We start from the raw sequence: 25,401 nt of genomic DNA, 5'->3' as shown, positions 1-25,401 counted from the left end.
ATATTCATCTAAAACGAATATTTATTTCTGATTTGATCGGTTAACGGTGATCTACCTCACGGTTAATCGCCTTTCCCTGGATAAAATGACCATGCTTTCAATTACTGAAAGGAAAATGAAACATGGAAAACAACAATCGCTTAATGCCCCATATAAGGCGGACAACACATATCATGATGTTTGCCCACCGAAACTGCTTTGACTTTCATCTCTTTAATGCCCGGTAGTCCTTCGACTTCTGGCGCACTCGCTTACAGGTTATCCTGAAATACCTTATTTTACAGGCCATTGCCTGTGAACTCGTGCGCTCATTCATTTTAATTCAGACTCATCCGCACCGGGCGGACTGAATTTCAATCATCAAAAAAGCAATTCACTGATTTTAATCAGCGGCCACCCTTTGCTTTTTTTCCGGAAAATTATCGATTTCTTTCTTGCAAGAAATCGAGGGACGCTTATTACCTAAAATAAAGAGAGAAAGATGAAAAGTTTAAAAATCGCAGCCAGCCGTGCATGTCCGGATTGCTTTACTACCCAGCGTGAACTGGTAGATGTCCGCGCCTCTGATTATATTGATGTTGCCGCCATTGTTCTGGCGGTCACGGATATTGCCAGCGGTATCCTGGACGAAATAGAAGCCACCGGTTTTGGCATTCCTGTTTTTGTCGCGACCCACAAAGAAGAGCTCATCCCGGCAGACTATTTATCGCGCATTCACGGCGTATTTGAGTATTCAGACACCAGCAACGACTTTTATGGACGCCAGCTGGAAGCGGCCGCCCAGAAGTATGAAACCCAGCTGCGCCCGCCGTTTTTCCGCGCCCTTGTCGACTATGTGAAGCAGGGCAATAGCGCGTTTGACTGCCCGGGGCATCAGGGTGGTCAGTTCTTCCGCCGCCATCCAGCCGGTAATCAGTTTGTCGATTTCTTTGGTGAGACGCTTTTCCGCTCCGACCTGTGTAACGCCGACGTGGCGATGGGCGATCTGCTGATCCACGAAGGCGCACCGTGCATCGCCCAGCAGCATGCTGCAAAAGTCTTTAATGCTGATAAGACCTACTTCGTGCTGAATGGCACCTCGTCATCCAACAAAGTGGTGCTTAACGCCCTGCTCACCCCGGGCGACCTGGTACTGTTCGACCGTAACAACCACAAATCCAACCATCACGGTGCCCTCCTCCAGGCTGGCGCAACGCCGGTCTATCTGGAAACCGCGCGCAACCCGTACGGCTTTATTGGCGGCATTGACGCCCACTGCTTTGAAGAAAGTTATCTGCGCGAGCTGGTGGCAGAGGTAGCGCCAGGCCGTGCACGCGATGCGCGTCCGTTCCGCCTGGCGGTGATCCAGCTGGGTACCTACGATGGCACCATCTATAACGCTCGTCAGGTAGTGGATAAGATTGGACACCTGTGTGATTACATCCTGTTTGACTCGGCCTGGGTGGGTTACGAGCAATTTATTCCGATGATGGCCGACTGCTCTCCGCTGCTGCTGGAGCTGAACGAAAACGATCCGGGGATCCTGGTCACCCAGTCCGTGCATAAACAGCAGGCCGGCTTCTCGCAGACCTCGCAAATCCATAAGAAAGACAGCCACATCAAAGGGCAACAGCGCTATGTCCCGCATAAGCGCCTGAATAATGCCTTTATGATGCACGCCTCCACCAGCCCGTTTTATCCGCTGTTCGCTGCGCTGGACATCAACGCCCGTATGCACGAAGGCCAGAGCGGCCGCAACATGTGGATGGACTGCGTGGTGAACGGTATCGAAGCGCGCAAGCTGATCCTGGAGAACTGCCGGTATCTGCGCCCCTTCGTGCCGGAAACGGTGGATGGCCGTCCGTGGGAAAGCTGGGACACGGCGGAAATTGCGACCGATCTGCGCTTCTTCCACTTCGTACCGGGTGAAAACTGGCACGCTTTTGAAGGCTACGCTGAGCATCAGTATTTTATCGACCCGTGCAAGCTCCTGCTGACCACGCCGGGTATTAACGCCCGCACCGGGGAGTATGACGACTTCGGCGTGCCCGCCACTATCCTCGCCAACTTCCTGCGTGAAAACGGCATCGTGCCGGAAAAATGCGATCTCAACTCGATCCTGTTCCTGCTCACGCCTGCGGAAGATATGGGCAAACTGCAGCAGCTGGTGGCGCAGCTGGTGCGCTTCGAAAAACTGCTCGAGAGCGATGTTCCGCTGAAAGACGTCCTGCCATCTCTCTACAAACAGCATCCGGAACGTTACGCGGATTACACCCTGCGCCAGATCTGCCAGGAAATGCATGACCTGTACGCCCGCCACAACGTGAAACAGCTGCAGAAAGAGATGTTCCGCAAGTCTCACTTCCCGCGCGTGATGATGAACCCGCAGGACGCAAACTACGCCTATCTGCGCGGTGAAGTTGAACTGGTCTCTCTGCGCGATGCGGAAGGCCGCATCGCCGCCGAAGGCGCCCTTCCTTATCCACCGGGGGTGCTGTGCGTGGTCCCAGGGGAAGTCTGGGGCGGTTCCGTGCTGCGCTACTTTGCCGCGCTGGAAGAAGGCATCAACCTGCTGCCGGGCTTCGCGCCGGAGCTGCAGGGTGTGTACGTTGAGGAGTGTGAGGGTCGCAAACAGGTTCGCTGTAACGTCATCAAACAACCCGTCGCTCAGCCCGCGCTGCTGAAAGGAGAGAAATTATGAGTAAGTCCAATAAGATGGGCGTGGTGCAGCTGACCATCCTCACCATGGTGAATATGATGGGCTCCGGGATTATCATGCTGCCAACCAAACTGGCAGAGGTGGGTACCATCTCTATCATCTCCTGGCTGGTGACGGCAGTCGGTTCAATGGCGCTGGCGTGGGCGTTTGCCAAGTGCGGGATGTTCAGCCGTAAGTCAGGCGGGATGGGCGGCTATGCCGAATACGCCTTTGGCAAGTCGGGCAACTTTATGGCCAACTATACCTACGGGGTATCGCTGCTGATCGCCAACGTGGCGATTGCCATCTCCGCCGTGGGTTACGGTACGGAGCTGTTTGGCGCGACGCTCAGCCCGGTGCAAATTGGGCTGGCGACCATCGGGGTGCTGTGGATCTGTACCGTGGCTAACTTTGGCGGCGCGCGTATCACCGGACAGCTCTCCAGCATCACCGTCTGGGGCGTGATTATCCCGGTTGTCGGCCTGTGCATCATCGGCTGGTTCTGGTTTAGCCCGACACTCTACGCCAACTCCTGGAACCCGCACCATGTGCCGTTCTTTACCGCGGTCGGCTCTTCAATCGCCATGACGCTCTGGGCCTTCCTGGGTCTGGAATCCGCCTGCGCGAACGCGGAAGTGGTAGAGAATCCGGAAAAGAACGTGCCGATTGCGGTCCTCGGCGGAACGCTGGGCGCGGCGGTGATCTATATCGTCTCGACTAACGTGATTGCCGGGATTGTGCCAAACATGGATCTGGCAAACTCTACGGCGCCGTTCGGTCTGGCCTTCGCGCAGATGTTCACGCCTGAGGTCGGGAAAGTGATCATGGGGCTGATGGTGATGTCCTGCTGCGGTTCACTCCTCGGCTGGCAGTTCACCATCGCACAGGTGTTTAAATCATCGGCTGATGAAGGTTACTTCCCAAAAATTTTCTCCCGCGTGACCAAAGCGGATGCGCCGGTGCAGGGCATGCTGGCGATTGTTATCTTCCAGAGCGGATTGTCGCTGATGACCATTAGCCCGTCGCTGAACAGCCAGTTCAACGTGCTGGTCAACCTGGCGGTGGTGACGAACATCATTCCGTATATTCTGTCGATGGCAGCGCTGGTGATCATTCAGAAGGTGGCGAAGGTGGATCCTCGCAAAGCGCGCGCGGCCAATATCGTGGCGCTGATCGGGGCAATCTACAGCTTCTATGCGCTCTACTCATCCGGCCAGGAAGCGATGCTCTACGGGGCAATGGTGACCTTTATGGGCTGGACGCTTTACGGTCTGGTGTCACCACGGTTTGAATTGAAGAATAAGCATAGTTAGGTAAAAGCAAAACGGCAACCCAGGGGTTGCCGTTTTTAGTGTTTTCTCCCTCTCCCTGTGGGAGAGGGCCGGGGTGAGGGCATCAGCCCGCCCCGAACATCACTTACGCGTTTTTCAGCACTTCGCTGACAATCTCTACCGCCTCTTTCTCAATCTGCTGACGGTGCTCAGCGCCGAGGAAGCTTTCGCAATAGATTTTGTACGCATCTTCCGTACCGGACGGACGCGCGGCGAACCAGCCGTTCTCGGTCATCACTTTCAGACCACCAATGGATGCGCCGTTGCCCGGTGCAGCCGTCAGACGGGCAGTGATCGGATCGCCCGCCAGGGTGCTTGCGCTGACCATCTCCGGAGAGAGTTTGGACAGGGCCGCTTTCTGGGCTGACGTCGCGCTAGCCTGAATACGGTTATAGCTTGGTGCACCAAAGCGTGCCGCCAGGTCGTTGTAGTGTTCCTGCGGGTTCTTACCGGTGACCGCGGTGATCTCCGCCGCCAGCAGGCACATGATGATGCCGTCTTTATCGGTTGACCATGGCGTGCCGTCGAAACGCAGGAAAGATGCGCCCGCGCTCTCTTCACCGCCGAAGCCGAAGCTGCCGTCGTGCAGACCGTCAACGAACCATTTGAAGCCCACCGGCACTTCCACCAGCTTGCGGCCCAGCGCCTCAACCACGCGGTCGATCATCGCGGAGGAAACCAGCGTTTTACCGACAGCCACCTCTTTGCCCCACTGCGGACGGTGCTGGAACAGATAGTTAATTGCAACTGCCAGATAGTGGTTCGGGTTCATCAGCCCGGCAGGAGTGACGATACCGTGACGGTCATAATCCGGGTCGTTAGCAAACGCCAGATCGAATTTATCACGCAGCGCCAGCAGGCCCGCCATCGCGCACTCGGAGGAGCAGTCCATACGGATCGCGCCGTCTTTGTCCAGGTGCATAAAGCGGAAGGTCTGATCGACGTGATCGTTCACGATGGTCAGATCCAGCTTGTAGTGCTCGGCGATACGTTTCCAGTATTCGATACCGGAGCCGCCCAGCGGATCCACGCCCAGCTTCAGGCCGGCTTTCTGGATGGCCGCCATATCGACGATATCCGCCAGCCCTTCCACGAACGGCTGAACCAGATCCTGCTCGTTCACGTGACCGGACGCCATGGCAGCATCCAGAGAAATACGCTTCACGCCTTTCAGACCGTCAGCCAGCAGCGCGTTCGCACGATCTTCCACTACTTTGGTGACGTTAGTGTCGGCCGGGCCACCGTTAGGCGGGTTGTATTTTATACCACCGTCTTCCGGCGGGTTGTGGGATGGCGTGATAACGATACCGTCCGCCAGCGCGCCACCTTTTTTGTTGTGCACCAGGATGGCGTTAGAGACCGCAGGCGTTGGGGTGAAGCCATTGTTCTCCTGAACAATCACATCGACGCCGTTTGCCGCCAGCACTTCCACAACAGAGATGAACGCCGGTTCAGACAGGGCATGGGTATCTTTCCCCACATAGCACGGACCGGTAACGCCGTTTTTAGCGCGCTCTTCCGCAATGGCCTGAGCAATGGCCAGAATGTGCGGTTCGTTAAAGCTATGGCGCGCCGCGCTGCCGCGGTGACCAGATGTACCAAACTTCACTGCGTGTTCTGCGTTGCCCACGACCGGTTTCAGCACGTAATACTGCGCGGTCAGCTGAGCGACGTTAATCAAATCGCTTTGTTGTGCAGGTTGGCCTGCACGGCTGTGATTTGCCATTACCGGGTCCTTCTGATGCAAGGGTTAAATTGTACCGCAAACCTTTTCAATCAATTCCGCCGGGAACTGCATAGACTGCATGATGTGTTCAATCATGCTGCACTTGCGGCCCGTATTGGTATTGGTGATCACCCAGTACGGGGTGCCAGGAACATGTTTGGGTTTGGTTTGATTGCCATTTTGCAGCAGCGTCTGCTCGTCGCCCGCGAAATAGACGCGAGTACGGCCGTGAAGCGACTCGGTCGCTTCAGCAAACGCTTTGTTATCCAGTGAGTAAAGTGTAGACAGCACCAGCATAAAGCGGTTAACCGCCTTTTTCTGCTCCGCGTATTCATCGGAGAGCAGCAGCTCGCGCATCGCGCGCACTTTATCTTTTGCCGGCGTCACGGCAGGTTTTGCTTGTGCAACAACGCTCGGCTGAGACACGACATCTTTGGTGACTGGGGTAGCAGGCTGTGAAGCGGCGGAAATTTTAAGCATGCGCCGTAAAATGTCGGACGCGCTCTCCCCGATATGCCGCGTCTGGCTGGCAATATACTGATAGAGTTCGTCATCAACTTCGATTGTTTTCATCTTAATCCAGTGCGATATCTTATCTGAATACAAGTCATTGGGATTATAAGGTCAAATCCCAACAGCGGATAGCGTCAAACCAGGTTGGCAGCAAAAGTCAGATTAAACTGGAACCTTGCAGCCGGGCGGCAGAATGGTCAACATGATACCCTAACCTGACATACGTAAAAAAAGAACTTTGCCATGAAATTGAATACCCGAGCGCAAACTGCACAATCGCCGAACAATAATTCTCCCATCGTACTGGTTCACGGGCTTTTTGGCAGTCTGGATAACCTGGGCGTGCTGGCGCGCGATCTGGTTACCGACCACGATATTTTACAGGTCGATATGCGCAATCATGGTCTTTCCGGGCGTTCCGACGAGATGACCTACGCGGCGATGGCACAGGATCTGCTGGATACGCTGGATGCCCACGACCTGCAAAAGGTGACCCTCATCGGGCATTCAATGGGTGGCAAAGCGGTGATGGCCCTGACGGCACTGGCCCCGGACCGTATTAGCGGCCTGGTGGTGATTGACGTCGCGCCCGTGGATTATGACGTCCGCCGTCACGACGAGATTTTTGCCGCCATCAATGCGGTCACAGAAGCGGGTGTCGCGACGCGCCAACAGGCGGCTGCCGTCATGCGTGAGCATCTTGATGAAGAAGGCGTCGTGCAGTTCCTGCTGAAGTCATTTGTTGACGGGCAATGGCGTTTTAACGTGCCGGTACTCTGGGATCAATACAATAACATCGTGGGCTGGGAAACCGTCCCCGCCTGGCCACACCCTACTCTCTTTATTCGCGGCGGAAACTCACCTTACGTTACCGACGCGTACCGCGACACGCTGCTGGCCCAATTCCCGCAGGCTCGCGCCCACGTGATTGCCGGTGCCGGGCACTGGGTGCATGCGGAAAAACCGGATGCTGTACTGCGCGCCATTCGCCGCTATCTCACTGATACTGCAAATTGATTAAAAAGAAAGCGACTGGAAGGCTGCGGGCTTCCAGTCGTTGGCGTGCCGTTTTTGGTGATGTATGATGGCGCGCTTATCGCCCGGGCATTAGCAGGGCGGCGTGTTTCCCCCGAAGTCTCAGAATCATGGCCAAAGAACAAACGGACCGTACGACACTAGATCTGTTCGCGAATGAGCGTCGCCCGGGACGACCCAAGACGAATCCGCTTTCGCGCGATGAACAGCTGCGTATCAATAAACGCAACCAGCTTAAACGCGATAAAAATCGTGGGCTTAAGCGTGTCGAACTGAAGCTTAACGCCGACGCCGTCGACGCGCTGAACGAGCTGGCTGACGCGCGAAATATCAGCCGCAGCGAGCTCATTGAAGAGATGCTGATCGCCCAGCTTGAGACGTTACGCAGCCAGGCATAAGTCTGAAAATCCCCTTTATCACCCTTTTCATGTAGCACAGAGTGCAGTCCTGCGCGATAGCTGTTTCCGCAGGGTTGCCAGTTCTGCTATTATTGCCCTTATCCGTGGCCGAATTGCGCCACCATACTATTAAGTTTCAAGAGGTTATTTTACTCATGGCAATCATCGGCATTTTCTTTGGCAGTGATACCGGCAATACCGAAAATATCGCAAAAAACATTCAAAAACAGCTCGGTAAAGACGTTGCTGATGTGCATGACATCGCCAAGAGCAGCAAAGAAGATCTGGAAGGCTATGACATTCTGCTGCTGGGTATCCCAACCTGGTACTACGGTGAAGCCCAGTGCGACTGGGATGATTTCTTCCCGACGCTGGAAGAAGTGGACTTCAACGGTAAGCTGGTCGCCCTGTTTGGCTGTGGCGATCAGGAAGACTACGCCGAATACTTCTGTGACGCGCTGGGCACCATCCGCGATATCATTGAGCCGAACGGCGCGGTTATCGTAGGCCACTGGCCGACCGCCGGTTACCACTTCGAAGCGTCTAAAGGCCTGGCCGATGACGATCATTTCGTAGGCCTGGCCATCGACGAAGACCGTCAGCCAGAACTGACCGCAGAGCGCGTTGAGAAGTGGGTGAAGCAGATCCGTGAAGAACTGCACCTGGATGATATTCTGAACGCCTGATTTTATCGCGGCGCAACTGCGGTTGCGCCCATGCTCCAGGTCAAACCGATTAAATTAATCGCTACAATCTTTTAACTTTTTCGCCCAGACCTGTACAATGTCTCCCTGATAAAACGTGGTTTTCCATTGAGCAAGTTTGTTGGTGATACCACGTTTTTATAAGCATATTTTGCCTGAGACTTGCAGTTTTCATTTAGCCATGGCAGTTCTATAATGAGACGCATTATCCCGGGTGCATTTTCTGTCACTTCCTACAGAAGTGAATCGTTTAGCAACAGGACAGATTCCGCATGACTGACAACAATACCGCATTAAAGAAGGCTGGCCTGAAAGTTACGCTTCCTCGGTTAAAAATCCTTGAAGTGCTTCAGGGTCCAGACAATCACCATGTCAGTGCGGAAGACCTTTATAAACGTCTTATCGACATGGGTGAAGAGATTGGGCTGGCTACCGTCTATCGCGTGCTGAACCAGTTTGATGACGCGGGCATTGTTACCCGTCATAATTTCGAAGGCGGTAAATCTGTTTTCGAACTGACCCAGCAGCAGCACCACGATCACCTGATCTGCCTCGATTGCGGCAAGGTCATTGAATTCAGCGATGATTCCATCGAAGCGCGCCAGCGTGAAATCGCGGCGCGTCATGGCATCCGCCTGACGAACCACAGCCTGTACCTTTACGGTCACTGCGCTGAAGGCGACTGCCGCGAAGACGATCACGCGCACGACGCGAAATAATAAGATTCATACTCTGAGCCAGCCGCAAGGTTGGCTTTTTTTTGCCTAAAAAAAGCCCGGTGGCGCAGAGCCACCGGGCATGATAACAGCGAATTAGTTACTGTTATTGCTTCGTATTTCTTTCCAAATCTGGTCGCAACGCTTCGCCACTTCCTGATCGTTACCGGTTTTACGCGCCTGGATGCAGGCCTGATAATCCATCACGCGGACGTTTTCCTGCGTCGCGAACTGCTCATGCGCTTTCTCTTTCTTCAGCACGTTCAGCACGCTCTGACAGGCTTGAATTTTCTCCGGCGATCCTTCCGCAGTATTTATGCAGGCGCTATACGCCTCCTTCAGACGGGAGTCCTCTTTCGGCGCCTGATTCTGAGCACACGCCACCAGCCCTGATGCCAGCAACGCGACGATTACGATTTTTTTCATCATGTGCAGTCTCCATGCCGGCGGGACTCAGCCCGCCGGTGCGTTCATCAGAAGATGGTGAATGGGGCAATAACCATGAATTTCACGTCACGCTCATCCTGGAAGATGTTGCCGTAACCGCCCGCATAGCTCGGGATATCGGAGTGGTTGTCATACTGGGTGAAGTGCAGTTTGAACATCGTGCCTTTCGCACGGCCATCCTGCAGGGTGTAGATAGCATCTAAGCTGTAGGAAGACTCTTTCAGGCGATAGTTGGGATCGTAGTATGCGTCCGGCGTGGCCATATCGGCAGGTTTTGCGTCCCAGGCGTAAGCGTAAGAAGCGCCCACCGCCCAGCCAGGCAGGTTCCAGTTTTTCAGGTCATACATTGCGCCGAAGAAGACCGCTTTCTCGCCGTCGGCGTTGAAGTCTGAGCGGTTATCCCACCAGATATCAAGACGACCGTTGGAGGAGGCGTAGGTCGGGGTCATACGCTGCAGGAAGTAGCCCTGCTGCCCTTCCGCCTTCACCCATGTGCCTTCCAGACGCAAATCAACCTGACCGACCTTGTAGCCGAAGGTTAACGCCTGCAGCCACGCGGTGCCGTCATAAATGTCGTTGACGCCACCGTTGCTGACTTTGTCGCGCGTACCGTAGAACTGATAGCTGGTGCTCAGCGGGCTACCCGCGACATCGAATTTATAGCTGGCCTTAGCAAAGTACTGATCGACATAGCCCTGTGCCTGACCAAATGCCGCTTCTAGCACCAGATCGTTTTTGAAGTCGTACTTCGCGCCCAGCGAGTGCAGGTAATCGACTTTGGTTTTTTTATCGTTCTGGTAGAACTTGTCCATTTCGATGTGCCACGGTGCTTTGTACTCATTGGTCCACATATAGGAGAAGCTCAACGCACCCGCATCACCGTAGTCAAAGTTCGCCCCGGCTTCGGCACCCTGATAGGTACCCGGCATAAAGCTCCAGTGCGGTGCTAACAGAGTCTGGCCGGTTGGCTGAATATAACCACCACGCGCCCAAACCGGACCGTATTTAAATTTTGCAGCGGCTTTGTAAAGGCTGATACCGCTCTTATCCCCGGACCAGTCTTCTTTATAGGCTTTGTTGCTGGAGGAGAAGGCAATTTCGTTCGGGTGGGCGCTGTCGCCGTTTTCCGCCATTTCAATCGCGGTAAACGCAGCAATATCCAGACCGAACATATCCGCGGCATAGCCTGACTGGAAGTCCAGGTTGGCGTTCCAGGTGGAGTGCGAAAGGTTGGTTTTGTATTTGTCTTCGGTGACGTCTTTACGGTCACGTTCACGCTGCCAGTAATAAATACCGCCCGTGAGGGTAGAATCTTCGATGAAGCCCGCCGCTTTCGCCTCTGGTGTCACCACCAGGCCCGACATTGCTGTCACACCGGCAATAGCCAGCGCCAGCGCACTACGTTTGCCACTGAACGTACGCATAGATTATTCCTCTTTGACGAATTAAAACGCCTGAAGCGGCGTAAATAAAAAAGACCAAATGGTCAGGGGTAGCTTTAAATACCCTCGAATTAACTACCGTCTTTAGGTTATTTTTCGCGACGCGAATTATCAATGCTTTTTAGCGGACAAAAGTCAGGATTATGACGAAGTGCACATAATTGGTAGCGCTTTGTAACATTTGTGAGGAGGCGAGGAATGGCGGGGAATTATTAAGTATTTCAGTAGATAGACGTGAGAATCCTTTCCTTTTTTATCACCTTTTTAATTTCCACAATGATACAAACTTTTTTTTGAAAAATAAGTAGCACCTCATTGACCTGATATTTTTATCACGCCTTTTTAGGCCCTGTCTTAATACCCTGATCGTTAAATAAAAAAACGCCGCATAGTGCGGCGTTTGTCTCTCATTGACCAGAGCAGCAATATTATTCGCCGATCTTCGTCCAGGTATCACGCAGGCCTACGGTACGGTTGAATACCGGTTTTTCCGCCGTGCTGTAACGGCTGTCCAGGCAGAAGTAACCTTCACGTTCGAACTGGAACGCTTTGCCCGCTTCAGCGGCTTTCAGAGAAGGCTCCGCATAACCCTGCTTGATCACCAGAGATTCCGGGTTGATGGTCGCCAGGAAGTCTTCCGCTGCACCTGGGTTAGGCACGCTAAAGAGACGATCGTACAGACGGATTTCTACCGGCAGCGCGTGGGAAGCGCTCACCCAGTGAATCACGCCTTTCACCTTGCGGCCATCCGCCGGATCTTTGCTCAGCGTTTCAGCGTCATATGAACAGAAGATGGTAGTGATATTCCCTTCCGCATCTTTCTCTACGCGCTCGGCTTTGATGACGTAGGCATTACGCAGACGCACTTCTTTACCCAGCACCAGACGCTTGTACTGCTTGTTGGCTTCTTCGCGGAAGTCAGCGCGGTCAATCCAGATGTCACCGCTGAACGGCACGTCACGGCTACCCATTTCCGGTTTGTTCGGATGGTTAGGCATGGAGACCAGCTCGCTTTCACCCTGCGGATAGTTTTCGATAACCAGTTTCACCGGGTCGATAACGGCCATCGCGCGCGGGGCGTTTTCGTTAAGATCTTCGCGAATGCAGGATTCAAGGGAGGCCATCTCGATGGTGTTGTCCTGCTTGGTCACGCCGATGCGTTTGCAGAACTCACGAATAGAGGCTGCAGTGTAACCACGACGACGCAGACCAGAGATGGTTGGCATACGTGGGTCATCCCAGCCCTCAACGTGCTTGTCGGTCACCAGCAGGTTCAGCTTACGCTTGGACATCACGGTGTATTCCAGATTCAGACGAGAGAACTCGTACTGGCGTGGATGCACAGGAATGGTGATGTTATCCAGCACCCAGTCGTACAGACGACGGTTGTCCTGGAACTCCAGCGTACACAGGGAGTGCGTAATGCCTTCCAGCGCATCGCTGATGCAGTGCGTAAAGTCGTACATCGGGTAGATGCACCACTTGTTGCCGGTCTGATGGTGTTCCGCGAACTTGATGCGGTACAGCACCGGATCGCGCATCACGATGAACGGAGACGCCATGTCGATTTTGGCACGCAGGCACGCTTTGCCTTCTTCGAAGCCGCCGGCACGCATTTTTTCAAACAGCGCAAGGTTCTCTTCCACGCTGCGATCGCGGAACGGGCTGTTTTTGCCCGGGGCGGTCAGCGTACCGCGATATTCACGGATTTCATCAGCAGACAGTTCGTCAACGTACGCCAGACCTTTGTTGATCAGTTCAACCGCGTAGGCGTACAGCTGATCAAAATAGTCAGAGGAGTAGCAGATATCGCCAGACCAGTTGAAGCCCAGCCATTGCACGTCATTCTTGATGGACTCAACGTATTCGATGTCTTCTTTTACTGGGTTGGTGTCATCGAAACGCAGGTTGCACTGTCCCTGGTAGTCTTGTGCAATGCCAAAGTTCAGGCAGATGGACTTTGCATGCCCGATATGCAGGTAGCCGTTCGGCTCCGGCGGGAAGCGGGTATGAACTGTGGTGTGCTTACCACTGGCCAGATCTTCATCGATGATCTGACGAATAAAGTTACTCGGGCGGGCTTCTGCCTCACTCATCGTGGATTCCTCAAAGCGTAAACAACGTATAACGGCATATGATCTTATAAGCCGGACGTAGTGACAACCCTTAAAACGTCTCTGAAGAAAATAATGGGGGCGTTTGCTGCAAAAAAAAGCGGCGGAGGATATCCCCCGCCGCTTAAGGCATGACTCTACTCAGGAGCGATTACTTGCCTTTAATCTCATACAGCGGTGTTTGCCCCGCAACAACCAGACCTTTCGCCTGAATGACCAGGCCACTGAAGTCATCGATGTTGCTGCAAACGACCGGGCTTATCATGGAGCGCGCGTTGGCGTTCAGGAAGTCCAGATCCATTTCCAGAATCGGCTGCCCGGCCACCACTTCAGCGCCCTCTTCCACCAGGCGAGTAAAGCCCTGACCGTTCAGCGCAACGGTATCGATACCCATATGGACAACGATCTCCGCGCCATTTTCGGTTTCGAGGCAGAACGCGTGGTTGGTGTTGAAGATTTTCACGATGGTACCGGCCGCCGGAGACACAACGGTTTTTTCCGTTGGTTTCACCGCCACACCGTCACCAACCGCTTTGCTGGCGAAGGCTTCGTCAGGCACCTGCTCAATCGCAACCACTTCACCTGTTACCGGTGAAACCAGCGCGGCTACCGTTTTGGCGTTCGGTACCGCCTGCGGTTTTGCAGCCGCTGGCGCGGCGGCAGGTGCGGCAGAAGCTTCTGCTGCGGCTACCGGACCAGTGGTTTTCATGGCATTAGCAATTTTCTCTGCCACGAAGCCAACGATAATCTGCACGCTGGTTTTGTTCAGGCGAATAACACCGGAAGCACCCAGACGTTTAGCCAGCGCTTCGTTCACCAGGGAAGAGTCTTTGACGTTCAGACGCAGACGAGTGATACAGGCGTCGATACCGGTCAGGTTGTCAGAACCGCCGACAGCGGCGATGTACTGACGCGCCAGGCCTGAAACGTCCTGATCCTGAGCACCGCTCACGTTCACATCCTGACCATCCGCTTCGCTACCGGCCACGGCCAGTTCACGACCCGGGGTCATCAGGTTGAATTTGGTAATAGTGAAACGGAACACCATGTAGTAGATCGCGAAGAACACCAGACCTTGCGGGATCAGCATCCACCAGTGGGTCGCCAGCGGGTTACGGGACGACAGCACCATATCCACCAGACCGGCGCTGAAGCCGAAACCGGCAATCCAGTGCATGCTGGCAGCGATGAACACGGAGATACCGGTCAGCACGGCGTGGATCACATACAGAACCGGCGCCACGAACATGAAGGAGAACTCCAGCGGCTCGGTGATACCGGTGAAGAAGGCCGCGAACGCCCCCGCCATCATGATACCCAGCACTTTTGCTTTGTTCTCTGGACGCGCGCAGTGGTAGATAGCCAGCGCAGCACCCGGCAGACCAAACATCATGATCGGGAAGAAGCCCGCCTGGTAACGACCGGTGATACCGACTACCGCTTTACCTGCTTCGATGGACTGTGCGCCACCCAGGAAGTTAGGGATATCGTTAATACCGGCAACGTCGAACCAGAATACGGAGTTCAGCGCGTGATGCAGACCGACCGGGATCAGCAGACGGTTGAAGAACGCGTACACGCCCGCACCGACAGAACCCAGCTTCTGGATGTGCTCACCGAAGTTCACCAGACCGTCGAAGATCATCGGCCAGACGTACATCATGATGAACGCGACAACGATCATCACAAACGAGGTCAGGATAGGAACCAGGCGGCGACCGCTAAAGAAGGAGAGCGCTTTTGGCAGCTCTACGCTGCTGAAGCGGTTATACAGTTCGGCGGAGATGATACCCACAAGGATACCGACAAACTGGTTGCTGATCTTACCGAACGCCGCCGGAACCTGGTCCGCCGGAATTTTTTGGATCATGGCCACCGCTGCAGGCGAGCAGAGGGTGGTTAACACGAGGAAACCAACAAAACCGGTTAGCGCAGCGGCACCGTCTTTGTCTTTGGACATACCGTAAGCCACACCAATCGCGAACAACACGGACATGTTGTCGATAATGGCGGAACCTGACTTGATAAAGAACGCCGCCAGCGCGCTGGTATTACCCCAGCCGTTGGGGTCGATCCAGTAGCCGACACCCATCAGGATGGCTGCGGCAGGCAGCGTGGCGACCGGCACCATAAGCGCGCGGCCAACCTTTTGTAAATAACCTAGAATACTCACTTTCTTCCCCCTATGAGACCCCGTTTAAGGCATGTTCTCAGCTCTGTTTTTTATTGTGTCACGAACTATAGATACAGTTGATGCTTCACTGGCATTGTGAGTGTGTGAAAAATTAATTCGTATCGCAAATTAAACGCGTACTTTTTGTGATTTTTGTCACCAAATATCGTTATTCACCCTCCCTTACACTGGCTAACAGCGAAAACTTATTTTATCATTCAAAAAATCAAGACGGATTGATCCGGCCTGAAAGTTTCCAGGTTACGCTTAAGTATCAGGTCCCGATAGCCATCCGCCCACTCTTCTACTTAAACTCTTGAGGTGAACAATGAGACTGATTCCCCTGGCAACTGCTGAACAAGTCGGTAAATGGGCCGCTCGCCATATCGTTAACCGTATTAACGCCTTTAAACCGACCGCCGATCGTCCTTTCGTTCTTGGACTTCCGACAGGCGGCACGCCGCTGACCGCCTATAAGGCGCTGGTTGAGATGCATAAAGCAGGCCAGGTTAGCTTTAAACATGTTGTGACCTTCAATATGGATGAATACGTTGGCTTACCGAAAGACCACCCGGAAAGCTACCATAGCTTTATGCACCGCAATTTCTTTGATCACGTTGATATTCCATCTGAAAATATTAACCTGCTGAATGGAAACGCGCCTGATATTGACGCAGAATGCCGTCAGTATGAAGAAAAAATCCGTTCTTACGGTAAGATCCACCTGTTCATGGGTGGTGTAGGTAATGATGGTCATATCGCGTTTAACGAACCGGCGTCATCTCTGGCTTCCCGCACCCGTATTAAAACGCTGACCCATGACACGCGCGTGGCAAACTCCCGCTTCTTTGACGGCGATGTTAACCAGGTTCCAAAATACGCCCTGACCGTAGGCGTAGGCACCCTGCTGGATGCCGAAGAAGTGATGATTCTGGTGCTGGGCGGCGTGAAAGCGCAAGCGCTCCAGGCAGCCGTTGAAGGCAACGTTAACCATATGTGGACCATCAGCTGTCTGCAGCTGCATCCGAAATCAGTCATCGTCTGCGACGAACCGTCCACGATGGAGCTGAAGGTTAAAACGCTGAAATACTTCAACGAGTTAGAAGCTGAGAACATCAAAGGTCTGTAATTGAATAACCGCCTCTTCATCAAGAGGCGGCCGCTTTTTTTAACCGGGGGTCGTTATGTACGCTTTAACCCACGGTCGGATTTATACCGGCCATGAAATTCTGGATGACCATGCGATTGTTATCGCTGATGGCCTGATTGAACGTGTTTGCCCGCTGGCAGAACTGCCGCCGGAGATTGAACAGCGCTCACTCAATGGAGCAGTAATCTCCCCCGGTTTCATCGACGTACAGCTCAACGGCTGCGGCGGTGTGCAATTCAATGACACCGCGGATGCGGTGACGGTCGAAACGCTGGAGATCATGCAGAAAGCCAACGAGAAATCGGGCTGCACGAGCTATCTGCCAACGCTCATCACCAGCAGTGATGACCTCATGAAGCAGGGTATCCGCGTGATGCGCGAATACCTGGCCAAACACCCTAACCAGGCGCTGGGTCTGCACCTTGAAGGGCCATGGCTGAATATGGTCAAGAAAGGAACGCATAACCCGAATTACGTGCGTAAACCTGATGCGGAGCTGGTTGACTACATGTGTGCGAACGCCGATGTGATCACCAAAGTGACGCTGGCACCTGAAATGACGGGTACGGATGTCATCAGCAAACTGGCTGGTGCCGGGATTATCGTTTCAGCAGGCCACTCAAACGCGACGCTGAAAGAAGCGAAAGCCGGTTTCCGCGCGGGCATTACTTTCGCAACGCACCTTTACAACGCTATGCCGTATATCACAGGCCGTGAACCGGGTCTGGTCGGGGCGATTCTGGATGAGCCAGACGTCTACTGCGGCATTATTGCCGACGGCTTACATGTCGATTACACCAACATCCGCAACGCTAAGCGGCTGAAAGGTGACAAGCTTTGTCTGGTGACAGATGCCACCGCACCGGCAGGTGCAAATATTGAGCAGTTCATTTTTGCCGGTAAAACAATATACTACCGCAATGGACTGTGTGTGGATGAAAACGGTACGCTGAGCGGTTCCTCTTTAACCATGATTGAAGGGGTGCGTAACCTGGTTGAACATTGCGGGATTGCGCTTGATGAAGTCCTGCGTATGGCCACCCTTTATCCGGCGCGCGCAATGGGCGTGGATAAACAGCTCGGCGAAATTGCACCAGGTATGGTTGCAAACCTGACGGCATTCACACACGATTATAAAATTATTAAGACCATCGTTAATGGTAACGAGGTCGTCACTGAGTAAGTAAAAGTATGACACCTGGCGGACAAGCTCAAATCGGTAATGTCGATCTCGTTAAACAACTTAACAGTGCGGCGGTATACCGCCTGATTGACCAGCACGGACCAATCTCGCGAATTCAGATAGCCGAACAAAGCCAGCTTGCTCCCGCCAGCGTGACAAAAATTACCCGCCAGCTCATTGAGCGCGGTCTGATCAAAGAAGTCGATCAGCAGGCCTCCACCGGGGGCCGCCGCGCCATCTCCATTATTACCGAAACCCGCAATTTTCAGGCCATTGGCGTCCGTCTGGGCCGACATGACACCACGCTAACGCTGTACGATCTGAGCAGTAAAGCCATTGCGGAAGAGCACTACCCTCTTCCGGAGCGCACCCAGGAGACGCTTGAGCATGCGCTGCTGAATACCATCGCGCAGTTTATTGAAAGCTGTCAGCGCAAGATCCGTGAACTCATTGCCATCTCCGTGATTCTGCCCGGCCTGGTCGACCCGGAAAGCGGCGTGATCCGCTATATGCCGCACATTCAGGTTGAAAACTGGGGGCTGGTCGACGCGCTGGAAAAGCGTTTTAAGGTGACCTGCTTTGTGGGCCACGACATTCGCTCTCTGGCGCTGGCAGAGCACTACTTTGGTGCGAGCCAGGACTGTGAAGACTCTATTCTGGTGCGCGTTCACCGCGGAACGGGCGCCGGTATTATCTCTAACGGCCGTATTTTTATTGGTCGCAACGGTAACGTCGGCGAGATCGGCCACATTCAGGTTGAACCCCTCGGAGAGCGCTGCCACTGCGGCAACTTCGGCTGCCTTGAAACGATTGCCGCCAACACGGCCATCGAGCAGCGCGTTCGCCATCTCCTTGAACAGGGTTATCAAAGCCGCGTCACGCTGGACGATTGCAAGATAGGCACCATCTGCAAAGCCGCCAATAAAGGCGACGCCCTGGCCTGCGAAGTGATTGAGCAGGTAGGCCGTCATCTGGGGAAAACCATCGCCATCGCCATTAACCTGTTTAACCCCCAGAAAGTGGTTATCGCCGGTGAAATTGTGGAAGCGGAAAAGGTGCTGCTCCCCGCCATTGAAGGCTGTATTAACACCCAGGCGCTGAAAGCATTCCGCCAGAACCTCCCAGTGGTTCGTTCAAAGCTTGATCATCGCTCGGCGATTGGCGCGTTCGCGCTGGTCAAACGCGCCATGCTCAACGGAATTCTGCTGCAGCATTTGCTGGAAAGTTGATCGGACCTTATAGTAACGCCTTCTTTTTTTGATGTCGGACTGTCCATGACCATTAAGAATGTAATTTGTGATATCGACGGCGTGCTGATGCACGACAACGTTGCCGTGCCGGGTGCTGCGGAGTTTCTTCACCGCATCATCGACAAAGGAATGCCTCTGGTTCTGCTCACGAACTACCCTTCCCAAACCGGTCAGGATCTGGCTAACCGCTTTGCCACGGCGGGCGTCGACGTTCCGGACAGCGTGTTTTATACCTCGGCAATGGCCACGGCGGATTTTCTGAAGCGTCAGGAAGGTAAAAAAGCCTACGTGGTGGGTGAAGGTGCGCTGATACACGAGCTGTACAAAGCTGGCTTTACCATCACTGACGTGAACCCGGACTTCGTGATTGTCGGCGAAACGCGTTCCTTTAACTGGGAGATGATGCATAAGGCAGCATACTTTGTCGCCAGCGGCGCACGCTTTATCGCGACCAACCCGGATACGCACGGCCGTGGTTTTTATCCGGCCTGCGGCGCGCTGTGCGCCGGTATCGAAAAAATCTCAGGTCGTCAGCCGTTTGTGGTCGGTAAACCGAGCCCGTGGATCATTCGTGCCGCGCTCAACAAGATGCAGGCCCACTCTGAAGAAACCGTTATTGTCGGCGACAACCTGCGCACCGATATTCTGGCCGGATTCCAGGCGGGTCTGGAGACGATTCTGGTCCTCTCCGGCGTCTCTCAACTTGATGACATTGATTCGATGCCGTTCCGGCCAAGCTGGATCTACCCCTCCGTCGATGAAATCGACATCATCTGATAACGAACCACGCCTCAGGGCGTGGTTTTTCATTTATGGCCTGCACAAATAAAACCCCATCTAACAAAAAGCACTTTTTATTGCATAATCATCAATAAAAGAATTCATGGCGTACTCTTTTTTCACTATTCCGCAATCACCATTGCACTATTTCCGTTTTCACCCGTAAAACGCTTGCGCGCCCTGCCCCTTTGCGGCATTTTCATAAGCAAGCAACATTACAAAGCAACAGGATTAACGGAGAAGGTTATGTGTTCAATTTTTGGCGTACTGGATATTAAAACTGACGCGGGCGAACTGCGTAAAAAGGCACTCGAACTGTCCCGCCTGATGCGCCACCGCGGTCCGGACTGGTCAGGCGTTTACGCCAGTGATAAAGCGATTCTGGCTCACGAACGTCTGTCCATTGTTGACGTCAACGCCGGTGCACAGCCGCTGTATAACGAGAAAAAAACGCACGCGCTGGCTGTCAACGGTGAAATCTACAACCACCAGGCGCTGCGCGCCGAATACGGCGACCGCTACGCTTTCCAGACCGGTTCTGACTGTGAAGTGATCCTGGCGCTGTATCAGGAGAAAGGGCCCGAGTTCCTGGACGACCTGCAGGGCATGTTTGCCTTCGCCCTGTACGACAGCGAAAAAGACGCTTACCTAATTGGCCGTGACCACATCGGCATTATCCCGCTGTACATGGGCCACGATGAGCACGGCAACTTCTACGTCGCCTCTGAAATGAAAGCCCTGGTGCCGGTATGCCGCACCATTAAAGAGTTCCCGGCGGGTAGCTATCTGTGGAGCAAAGACGGCGAGATCCGTTCCTATTACCAGCGTGACTGGTTCGACTATGATGCGGTAAAAGACAACGTCACGGACAAAGCCGAGCTGCGCCAGGCCCTGGAAGATTCCGTGAAAAGCCACCTGATGTCTGATGTGCCCTACGGCGTGCTGCTCTCCGGCGGTCTGGACTCCTCCGTGATCTCCGCGATCACCAAGAAATTCGCGGCCCGTCGCGTGGAAGATCAGGAGCGCTCAGAAGCCTGGTGGCCACAGCTGCACTCTTTTGCCGTTGGCCTGGAAGGGGCTCCTGACCTGAAAGCCGCGCAGGAAGTGGCGAACCACCTCGGCACCGTGCACCATGAGATTCACTTCACCGTGCAGGAAGGTCTGGATGCGATCCGCGATGTGATCTATCACATTGAAACCTATGACGTGACCACCATCCGCGCCTCAACGCCGATGTACCTGATGTCGCGTAAGATCAAAGCGATGGGCATCAAGATGGTGCTCTCCGGTGAAGGTTCTGACGAAGTGTTTGGCGGCTACCTGTACTTCCACAAAGCGCCGAACGCCAAAGAGCTGCACGAAGAGACCGTGCGTAAGCTGCAGGCGCTGCACATGTTCGACTGTGCGCGTGCCAACAAAGCGATGTCGGCCTGGGGCGTGGAAGCGCGCGTGCCGTTCCTGGATAAGAAATTCCTCGACGTGGCGATGCGCATCAACCCGCAGGACAAGATGTGCGGCAACGGCAAAATGGAAAAACATATCCTGCGTGAGTGTTTTGAATCCTACCTGCCGGCGAGCGTGGCATGGCGTCAGAAAGAGCAGTTCTCTGATGGCGTTGGTTATAGCTGGATCGACACCCTGAAAGAGGTCGCGGCAAAACAGGTTTCTGACCAACAGCTGGAAACCGCGAGCTTCCGCTTCCCGTACAACACGCCGGGCTCGAAAGAAGCCTATCTGTATCGTGAAATTTTTGAAGAGCTGTTCCCGGTACCGAGTGCCGCGGAGTGCGTACCGGGTGGCCCGTCCGTCGCCTGCTCTTCTGCCAAAGCGATTGAATGGGATGAATCTTTCAAATCCATGAACGATCCGTCAGGACGCGCGGTAGGCGTTCACCAGTCAGCCTACAAATAATCACTCCGATCGCAATCAGGCCCCTCAGGGGCCTGATTTTTTTGCCTCACATTTCACCGTCTAAATCTGATTAATAACCAATAATTGCCGAATATTCGGCCACGCTGTTCGCAACCTAACCAAACAGTCACATTCCGGCTATTTTCGTTGAAAAAGGTGTTGACGCTGCAAGGGTCTATACGCATAATGCGCCCCGCAACGCCGATAAGGTAACGCGAAAAAAGATGGCTACGTAGCTCAGTTGGTTAGAGCACATCACTCATAATGATGGGGTCACAGGTTCGAATCCCGTCGTAGCCACCATCTTTTTTGCGGGAGTGGCGAAATTGGTAGACGCACCAGATTTAGGTTCTGGCGCCGCAAGGTGTGCGAGTTCAAGTCTCGCCTCCCGCACCATTCCCGGGTAAGCGTTGCACGGATGGGGTATCGCCAAGCGGTAAGGCACCGGTTTTTGATACCGGCATTCCCTGGTTCGAATCCAGGTACCCCAGCCATATTTCTTCGATTTTGCGGTTCTCCGCGGTATTGGGGTATCGCCAAGCGGTAAGGCACCGGTTTTTGATACCGGCATTCCCTGGTTCGAATCCAGGTACCCCAGCCATCGAAGATTGCAGTACTGGCTACGTAGCTCAGTTGGTTAGAGCACATCACTCATAATGATGGGGTCACAGGTTCGAATCCCGTCGTAGCCACCAAATTAAGATTGTCGATTTTTCGGTAATCAAGACAAATTGTTGGGGTATCGCCAAGCGGTAAGGCACCGGATTCTGATTCCGGCATTCCGAGGTTCGAATCCTCGTACCCCAGCCAATTTAAAAAGTCGTTAAGCAGTTTGTTTAACGCAATTGGGGTGTCGCCAAGCGGTAAGGCTCTGGTTTCTGATACCAGCATTCCGGGGTTCGAATCCCTGCACCCCAGCCACTTAAGTAACAAAAAAGCCCGCTCTGCGGGCTTTTTTGTTTTTGTTGTTCAGGATGGTGCGGCCTGATGCCCTCACCCTGCCCCTCTCCCACTGGGAGAGGGGAAAAGATTAGAGTCCCAGCGCGTATTTCAGCGCCTGACGCTTCAGACCACCGGCACGTTCCGCTGCCATCAATCCAATATTACGCAGAATGCGCACCGGGGCTAAGTCATTGCTGAACCCGGCATAAAACAGATCCATCCCCGACTGCATAATAAAGTTATCCGCCATGCGTCGCGTCTGGTAACGCTTCAGGATCTGATGGCTGGCCCAGTTTTCCGCGTGCCCGCGGGCGCTGCTCAGCACATCCAGTAACGCATCGACATCACGGTACCCCAGGTTCACGCCCTGCCCGGCCAGCGGATGAATGGTGTGTGCCGCATCGCCCACCAGCGCCAGCCCTTCACGGGCATACTGCAAAGCATGGCGGCGCGTGAGCGGAAATGCACCTGCAGCCACCGGCGTAACGTTGCCCAGACGGCCCGGGAAATGCAGGCGGATTTCCCGCTGCAATTGTTCCATTGAAAGCCCCTGCAGCTGACGAATGCGTGCTGGTTTGTCGTACCAGACCAGCGATGCCCAGTTATCAAACAGCGGTAAAAACGCATGCGGGCCATTCGGCGTAAAGTGCTGCCACGTGCTTTCTCCCGGCGCATGCTCGCACTCGACGGTAATCAGCATGCAGGACTGCTCATACTGCCAGGCATGAACGCCAATTCCCGCCATCTGTCTGACCTGCGAGTTAGCGCCGTCCGCTCCGACGACGAGCTTAACGGCCAGTTCATCGCCGCTGTCGAGCGTCAGCGAATACCCGCTCTCCTGGGGATGCAGTGCCTTAATCGACGCCGGAACACGCAGCGTCACCTTCGGATGCGCCTCCAGCGCCTGCCAGAGCGCCTGCTGGAGCACGTTGTTTTCCACCATATAACCCAGGCGCGGCAGCTTCAGCTCAGCGGCATCAAACGCGACGTGGGCATTTTCCCACTCCCAGGTTTCAAGACGGCTGTAAGGATGGGCGCGCATCGCCAGCACCGCCTCCCAGACGCCCAGCCCGCGCAGCAGATCGACGGACGCCGCGCTGATCGCGGAAATGCGCACATCCGGTTTGCTGGCGGGATCGAAGGCCGGCGGAGCAGCCTGTTCAATTACCGTTACCTCAAATCCCTGCTGCGCCAGCCCCAGCGCCAGCGCGCCGCCGACCATACCGCCGCCGACAACGGCAACTTCGGTGTGTAGGAGTGTCATGGTCAATTTTCCTTATTGGAGAATCCCTTAAGTTTACCGGATTTTTGCGGTCCTGAGACACATAACCTTCATACTGGTCACAACCCCACCAAAGCATTACAATACGCGGCTTGCAATCCTGAGCTGAGCAAGTCGATGACTAAAAAACTCCATATAAAAACCTGGGGCTGTCAGATGAACGAATACGATTCATCCAAGATGGCCGATCTGCTGGATTCAACCCACGGATACCAGCTGACAGAAAATGCGAAAGATGCGGACGTGCTGCTGCTGAACACCTGTTCGATTCGTGAAAAAGCGCAGGAAAAAGTCTTTCACGTGTTAGGCCGCTGGAAGCTTCTCAAACGAAAAAATCCGGACCTGATCATCGGGGTGGGTGGCTGCGTCGCGTCGCAGGAAGGTAAGCTGATCCGCCAGAGAGCGCCGTATGTGGATATTGTCTTTGGCCCTCAGACCCTGCACCGCCTGCCGGAGATGATCAATCAGGTTCGCGGCAACCGTAGCCCGGTCGTTGACGTCAGCTTCCCGGAAATCGAAAAGTTTGACCGTCTGCCGGAGCCGCGCGCCGATGGCCCGACCGCCTTCGTCTCCATCATGGAAGGCTGCAACAAATATTGCACTTACTGCGTGGTGCCTTACACCCGTGGTGAAGAAGTCAGCCGTCCGGCAGACGATATTCTGTTTGAAATTGCGCAGCTTGCCGCACAGGGCGTTCGCGAAGTGAACCTGCTGGGCCAGAACGTGAACGCCTGGCGCGGGGAAAACTACGACGGCACCACCGGCAGCTTTGCCGAACTGCTGCGTCTGGTGGCCGCGATTGACGGTATCGACCGCATTCGCTTTACCACCAGCCATCCGATGGAGTTTACCGACGACATCATTGACGTGTATCGCGATACGCCAGAGCTGGTGAGCTTCCTGCACCTTCCGATTCAGTGTGGATCTGACCGCGTGTTGAACCTGATGGGCCGCCCGCATACGGTGCTGGAGTACAAGTCCACCATTCGCAAGCTGCGTGAAGCGCGTCCGGATATCCAGATCAGCTCCGACTTTATCGTCGGCTTCCCTGGCGAAACCGCTGATGACTTCGAGCGCACCATGAAGCTCATCGGTGAAGTGAATTTTGACGTCAGCTACAGCTTCATCTTCTCTGCGCGTCCTGGAACACCTGCGGCCGATATGGTTGACGATGTGCCGGAAGAAGAGAAAAAGCAGCGTCTGTATATTCTGCAGGAGCGTATTAACCAGCAGGCCAACGCGTGGAGTCGCCGTATGCTCGGCACCGTTCAGCGCATTCTGGTGGAAGGCACCTCCCGCAAGAGCATTATGGAACTCTCCGGTCGTACCGAAAACAACCGCGTGGTGAACTTTGAAGGCACCCCGGATATGATCGGTAAATTCGTGGACGTCGAGATTGTCGAAGTGCTGACCAACTCGCTGCGCGCGAAGCTGGTACGCACCGAGGACGAAATGGGCCTGCGTATTGCCGAGTCACCGGAATCCGTGATCTCTCGAACCCGTAAAGAAAACGATTCTGGCGTGGGGATTTACCAGCCTTAATCCTCCTGGCCTGCCTTTCCGGCAGGCCTTGTATTTCCTCTCATCGTCCCCAATATCTTCCGCAACGCTTGCGCCTTTATTCTGT

At 54.3% G+C, this 25,401-nt stretch carries 20 protein-coding genes and 7 tRNA genes; 20 read left to right on the top strand and 7 right to left on the bottom strand.

Annotated features, from left to right (window positions below; genetic code table 11):
- The first annotated feature begins 122 nt into the window (after positions 1 to 122).
- From speFL to potE, 3 genes are all read left to right on the top strand, one after another.
- Positions 123 to 227: a leader peptide SpeFL gene (gene speFL, locus NWV12_RS05990; protein WP_003858645.1), complete on the top strand. Its 105-nt coding sequence runs from the start codon at positions 123 to 125 to the stop codon at positions 225 to 227.
- Positions 228 to 481: 254 nt separating this feature from the next.
- A complete protein-coding gene (gene speF, locus NWV12_RS05985) occupies positions 482 to 2,680 on the top strand; it encodes an ornithine decarboxylase SpeF (protein WP_048981052.1) in 2,199 nt (732 codons plus the stop codon).
- Positions 2,677 to 3,990: a putrescine-ornithine antiporter gene (gene potE, locus NWV12_RS05980; protein ID WP_014831099.1), complete on the top strand. Its 1,314-nt coding sequence runs from the start codon at positions 2,677 to 2,679 to the stop codon at positions 3,988 to 3,990. Before speF ends, potE begins: the two co-directional genes overlap by 4 nt.
- A gap of 103 nt (positions 3,991 to 4,093) precedes the next feature.
- Here potE and pgm read toward each other — a convergent pair whose 3' ends face one another.
- Positions 4,094 to 5,734, bottom strand: coding sequence for a phosphoglucomutase (alpha-D-glucose-1,6-bisphosphate-dependent) (gene pgm, locus NWV12_RS05975; RefSeq protein ID WP_048981050.1), 1,641 nt, complete (start codon positions 5,732 to 5,734; stop codon positions 4,094 to 4,096).
- A gap of 24 nt (positions 5,735 to 5,758) precedes the next feature.
- The gene (gene seqA, locus NWV12_RS05970; RefSeq protein WP_008501070.1) at positions 5,759 to 6,307 is read right to left on the bottom strand and encodes a replication initiation negative regulator SeqA; all 549 of its coding nucleotides are present in this window, start codon (positions 6,305 to 6,307) and stop codon (positions 5,759 to 5,761) included.
- A gap of 183 nt (positions 6,308 to 6,490) precedes the next feature.
- On the opposite strand from seqA, the gene ybfF reads away from it, so the two are divergent.
- The 4 genes from ybfF to fur all read left to right on the top strand — a co-directional run bounded on the left by ybfF (position 6,491) and on the right by fur (position 9,103).
- Positions 6,491 to 7,264, top strand: a complete 774-nt coding sequence (gene ybfF / locus NWV12_RS05965) for an esterase (RefSeq protein WP_048981048.1) — start codon at positions 6,491 to 6,493, stop codon at positions 7,262 to 7,264.
- A 128-nt stretch (positions 7,265 to 7,392) separates the two neighbouring features.
- Positions 7,393 to 7,680, top strand: coding sequence for a LexA regulated protein (gene ybfE / locus NWV12_RS05960; protein WP_023334913.1), 288 nt, complete (start codon positions 7,393 to 7,395; stop codon positions 7,678 to 7,680).
- Between the two features lie 155 nt (positions 7,681 to 7,835).
- Positions 7,836 to 8,366: a flavodoxin FldA gene (gene fldA / locus NWV12_RS05955; RefSeq protein ID WP_008501067.1), complete on the top strand. Its 531-nt coding sequence runs from the start codon at positions 7,836 to 7,838 to the stop codon at positions 8,364 to 8,366.
- Positions 8,367 to 8,656: 290 nt separating this feature from the next.
- Positions 8,657 to 9,103, top strand: a complete 447-nt coding sequence (gene fur, locus NWV12_RS05950; protein ID WP_014169146.1) for a ferric iron uptake transcriptional regulator — start codon at positions 8,657 to 8,659, stop codon at positions 9,101 to 9,103.
- A gap of 93 nt (positions 9,104 to 9,196) precedes the next feature.
- Here the strand turns inward: fur and chiQ are convergent, their stop codons facing one another.
- The 4 genes from chiQ to nagE form a co-directional block, all read right to left on the bottom strand.
- Positions 9,197 to 9,526: a ChiQ/YbfN family lipoprotein gene (chiQ, locus tag NWV12_RS05945; protein ID WP_047061876.1), complete on the bottom strand. Its 330-nt coding sequence runs from the start codon at positions 9,524 to 9,526 to the stop codon at positions 9,197 to 9,199.
- Positions 9,527 to 9,573: 47 nt separating this feature from the next.
- Positions 9,574 to 10,971, bottom strand: coding sequence for a chitoporin (chiP, locus tag NWV12_RS05940; RefSeq protein WP_048981045.1), 1,398 nt, complete (start codon positions 10,969 to 10,971; stop codon positions 9,574 to 9,576).
- A 446-nt stretch (positions 10,972 to 11,417) separates the two neighbouring features.
- Positions 11,418 to 13,085 (bottom strand): glutamine--tRNA ligase, encoded by a 1,668-nt coding sequence (glnS, locus tag NWV12_RS05935; protein WP_029740147.1) that lies wholly within the window; start codon positions 13,083 to 13,085, stop codon positions 11,418 to 11,420.
- Between the two features lie 169 nt (positions 13,086 to 13,254).
- Positions 13,255 to 15,276, bottom strand: coding sequence for an N-acetylglucosamine-specific PTS transporter subunit IIBC (nagE, locus tag NWV12_RS05930; protein WP_075204761.1), 2,022 nt, complete (start codon positions 15,274 to 15,276; stop codon positions 13,255 to 13,257).
- Between the two features lie 328 nt (positions 15,277 to 15,604).
- Between nagE and nagB the strand changes: the two genes are divergently transcribed.
- The 12 genes from nagB (at position 15,605) to NWV12_RS05870 (ending at position 22,471) form a co-directional block, all read left to right on the top strand.
- Positions 15,605 to 16,405: a glucosamine-6-phosphate deaminase gene (nagB, locus tag NWV12_RS05925; protein WP_023310765.1), complete on the top strand. Its 801-nt coding sequence runs from the start codon at positions 15,605 to 15,607 to the stop codon at positions 16,403 to 16,405.
- Between the two features lie 55 nt (positions 16,406 to 16,460).
- Complete coding sequence (gene nagA, locus NWV12_RS05920; RefSeq protein ID WP_045887716.1) at positions 16,461 to 17,609, top strand: N-acetylglucosamine-6-phosphate deacetylase; 1,149 nt, start codon at positions 16,461 to 16,463, stop codon at positions 17,607 to 17,609.
- A gap of 8 nt (positions 17,610 to 17,617) precedes the next feature.
- Positions 17,618 to 18,838 carry an N-acetylglucosamine repressor gene (locus tag NWV12_RS05915; RefSeq protein ID WP_021242995.1) on the top strand — a complete coding sequence of 407 codons (1,221 nt, stop codon included), beginning with the start codon at positions 17,618 to 17,620 and terminating at the stop codon, positions 18,836 to 18,838.
- A gap of 45 nt (positions 18,839 to 18,883) precedes the next feature.
- Complete coding sequence (gene nagD / locus NWV12_RS05910; RefSeq protein ID WP_023310763.1) at positions 18,884 to 19,636, top strand: ribonucleotide monophosphatase NagD; 753 nt, start codon at positions 18,884 to 18,886, stop codon at positions 19,634 to 19,636.
- 249 nt (positions 19,637 to 19,885) lie between these two features.
- On the top strand, positions 19,886 to 21,550 hold the full coding sequence (gene asnB, locus NWV12_RS05905) for an asparagine synthase B (RefSeq protein ID WP_023310762.1): 1,665 nt from the start codon (positions 19,886 to 19,888) through the stop codon (positions 21,548 to 21,550).
- 226 nt (positions 21,551 to 21,776) lie between these two features.
- A tRNA-Met gene (locus tag NWV12_RS05900) sits at positions 21,777 to 21,853 on the top strand.
- A gap of 8 nt (positions 21,854 to 21,861) precedes the next feature.
- Positions 21,862 to 21,946, top strand: a tRNA-Leu gene (locus NWV12_RS05895).
- A 23-nt stretch (positions 21,947 to 21,969) separates the two neighbouring features.
- Positions 21,970 to 22,044, top strand: a tRNA-Gln gene (locus NWV12_RS05890).
- Positions 22,045 to 22,076: 32 nt separating this feature from the next.
- A tRNA-Gln gene (locus NWV12_RS05885) sits at positions 22,077 to 22,151 on the top strand.
- A gap of 17 nt (positions 22,152 to 22,168) precedes the next feature.
- A tRNA-Met gene (locus NWV12_RS05880) sits at positions 22,169 to 22,245 on the top strand.
- Positions 22,246 to 22,285: 40 nt separating this feature from the next.
- A tRNA-Gln gene (locus NWV12_RS05875) sits at positions 22,286 to 22,360 on the top strand.
- Positions 22,361 to 22,396: 36 nt separating this feature from the next.
- Positions 22,397 to 22,471: transfer RNA gene (locus NWV12_RS05870), tRNA-Gln, on the top strand.
- 109 nt (positions 22,472 to 22,580) lie between these two features.
- Here the strand turns inward: NWV12_RS05870 and ubiF are convergent.
- The gene (gene ubiF, locus NWV12_RS05865) at positions 22,581 to 23,756 is read right to left on the bottom strand and encodes a 3-demethoxyubiquinol 3-hydroxylase (RefSeq protein WP_048980728.1); all 1,176 of its coding nucleotides are present in this window, start codon (positions 23,754 to 23,756) and stop codon (positions 22,581 to 22,583) included.
- Positions 23,757 to 23,891: 135 nt separating this feature from the next.
- Here ubiF and miaB point away from each other — a divergent pair, with 135 nt between their 5' ends.
- Positions 23,892 to 25,316, top strand: coding sequence for a tRNA (N6-isopentenyl adenosine(37)-C2)-methylthiotransferase MiaB (gene miaB / locus NWV12_RS05860; RefSeq protein ID WP_048980731.1), 1,425 nt, complete (start codon positions 23,892 to 23,894; stop codon positions 25,314 to 25,316).
- Positions 25,317 to 25,401 lie beyond the last annotated feature (85 nt).

The sequence above is a fragment of the Enterobacter sp. Crenshaw genome (assembly GCF_024734705.1).
GTDB classification, from domain to species: Bacteria; Pseudomonadota; Gammaproteobacteria; order Enterobacterales; family Enterobacteriaceae; genus Enterobacter; species Enterobacter asburiae_B.
Note: the sequence above shows the minus strand (reverse complement) of the source record. Positions and strands in the feature narration are given on the sequence as shown.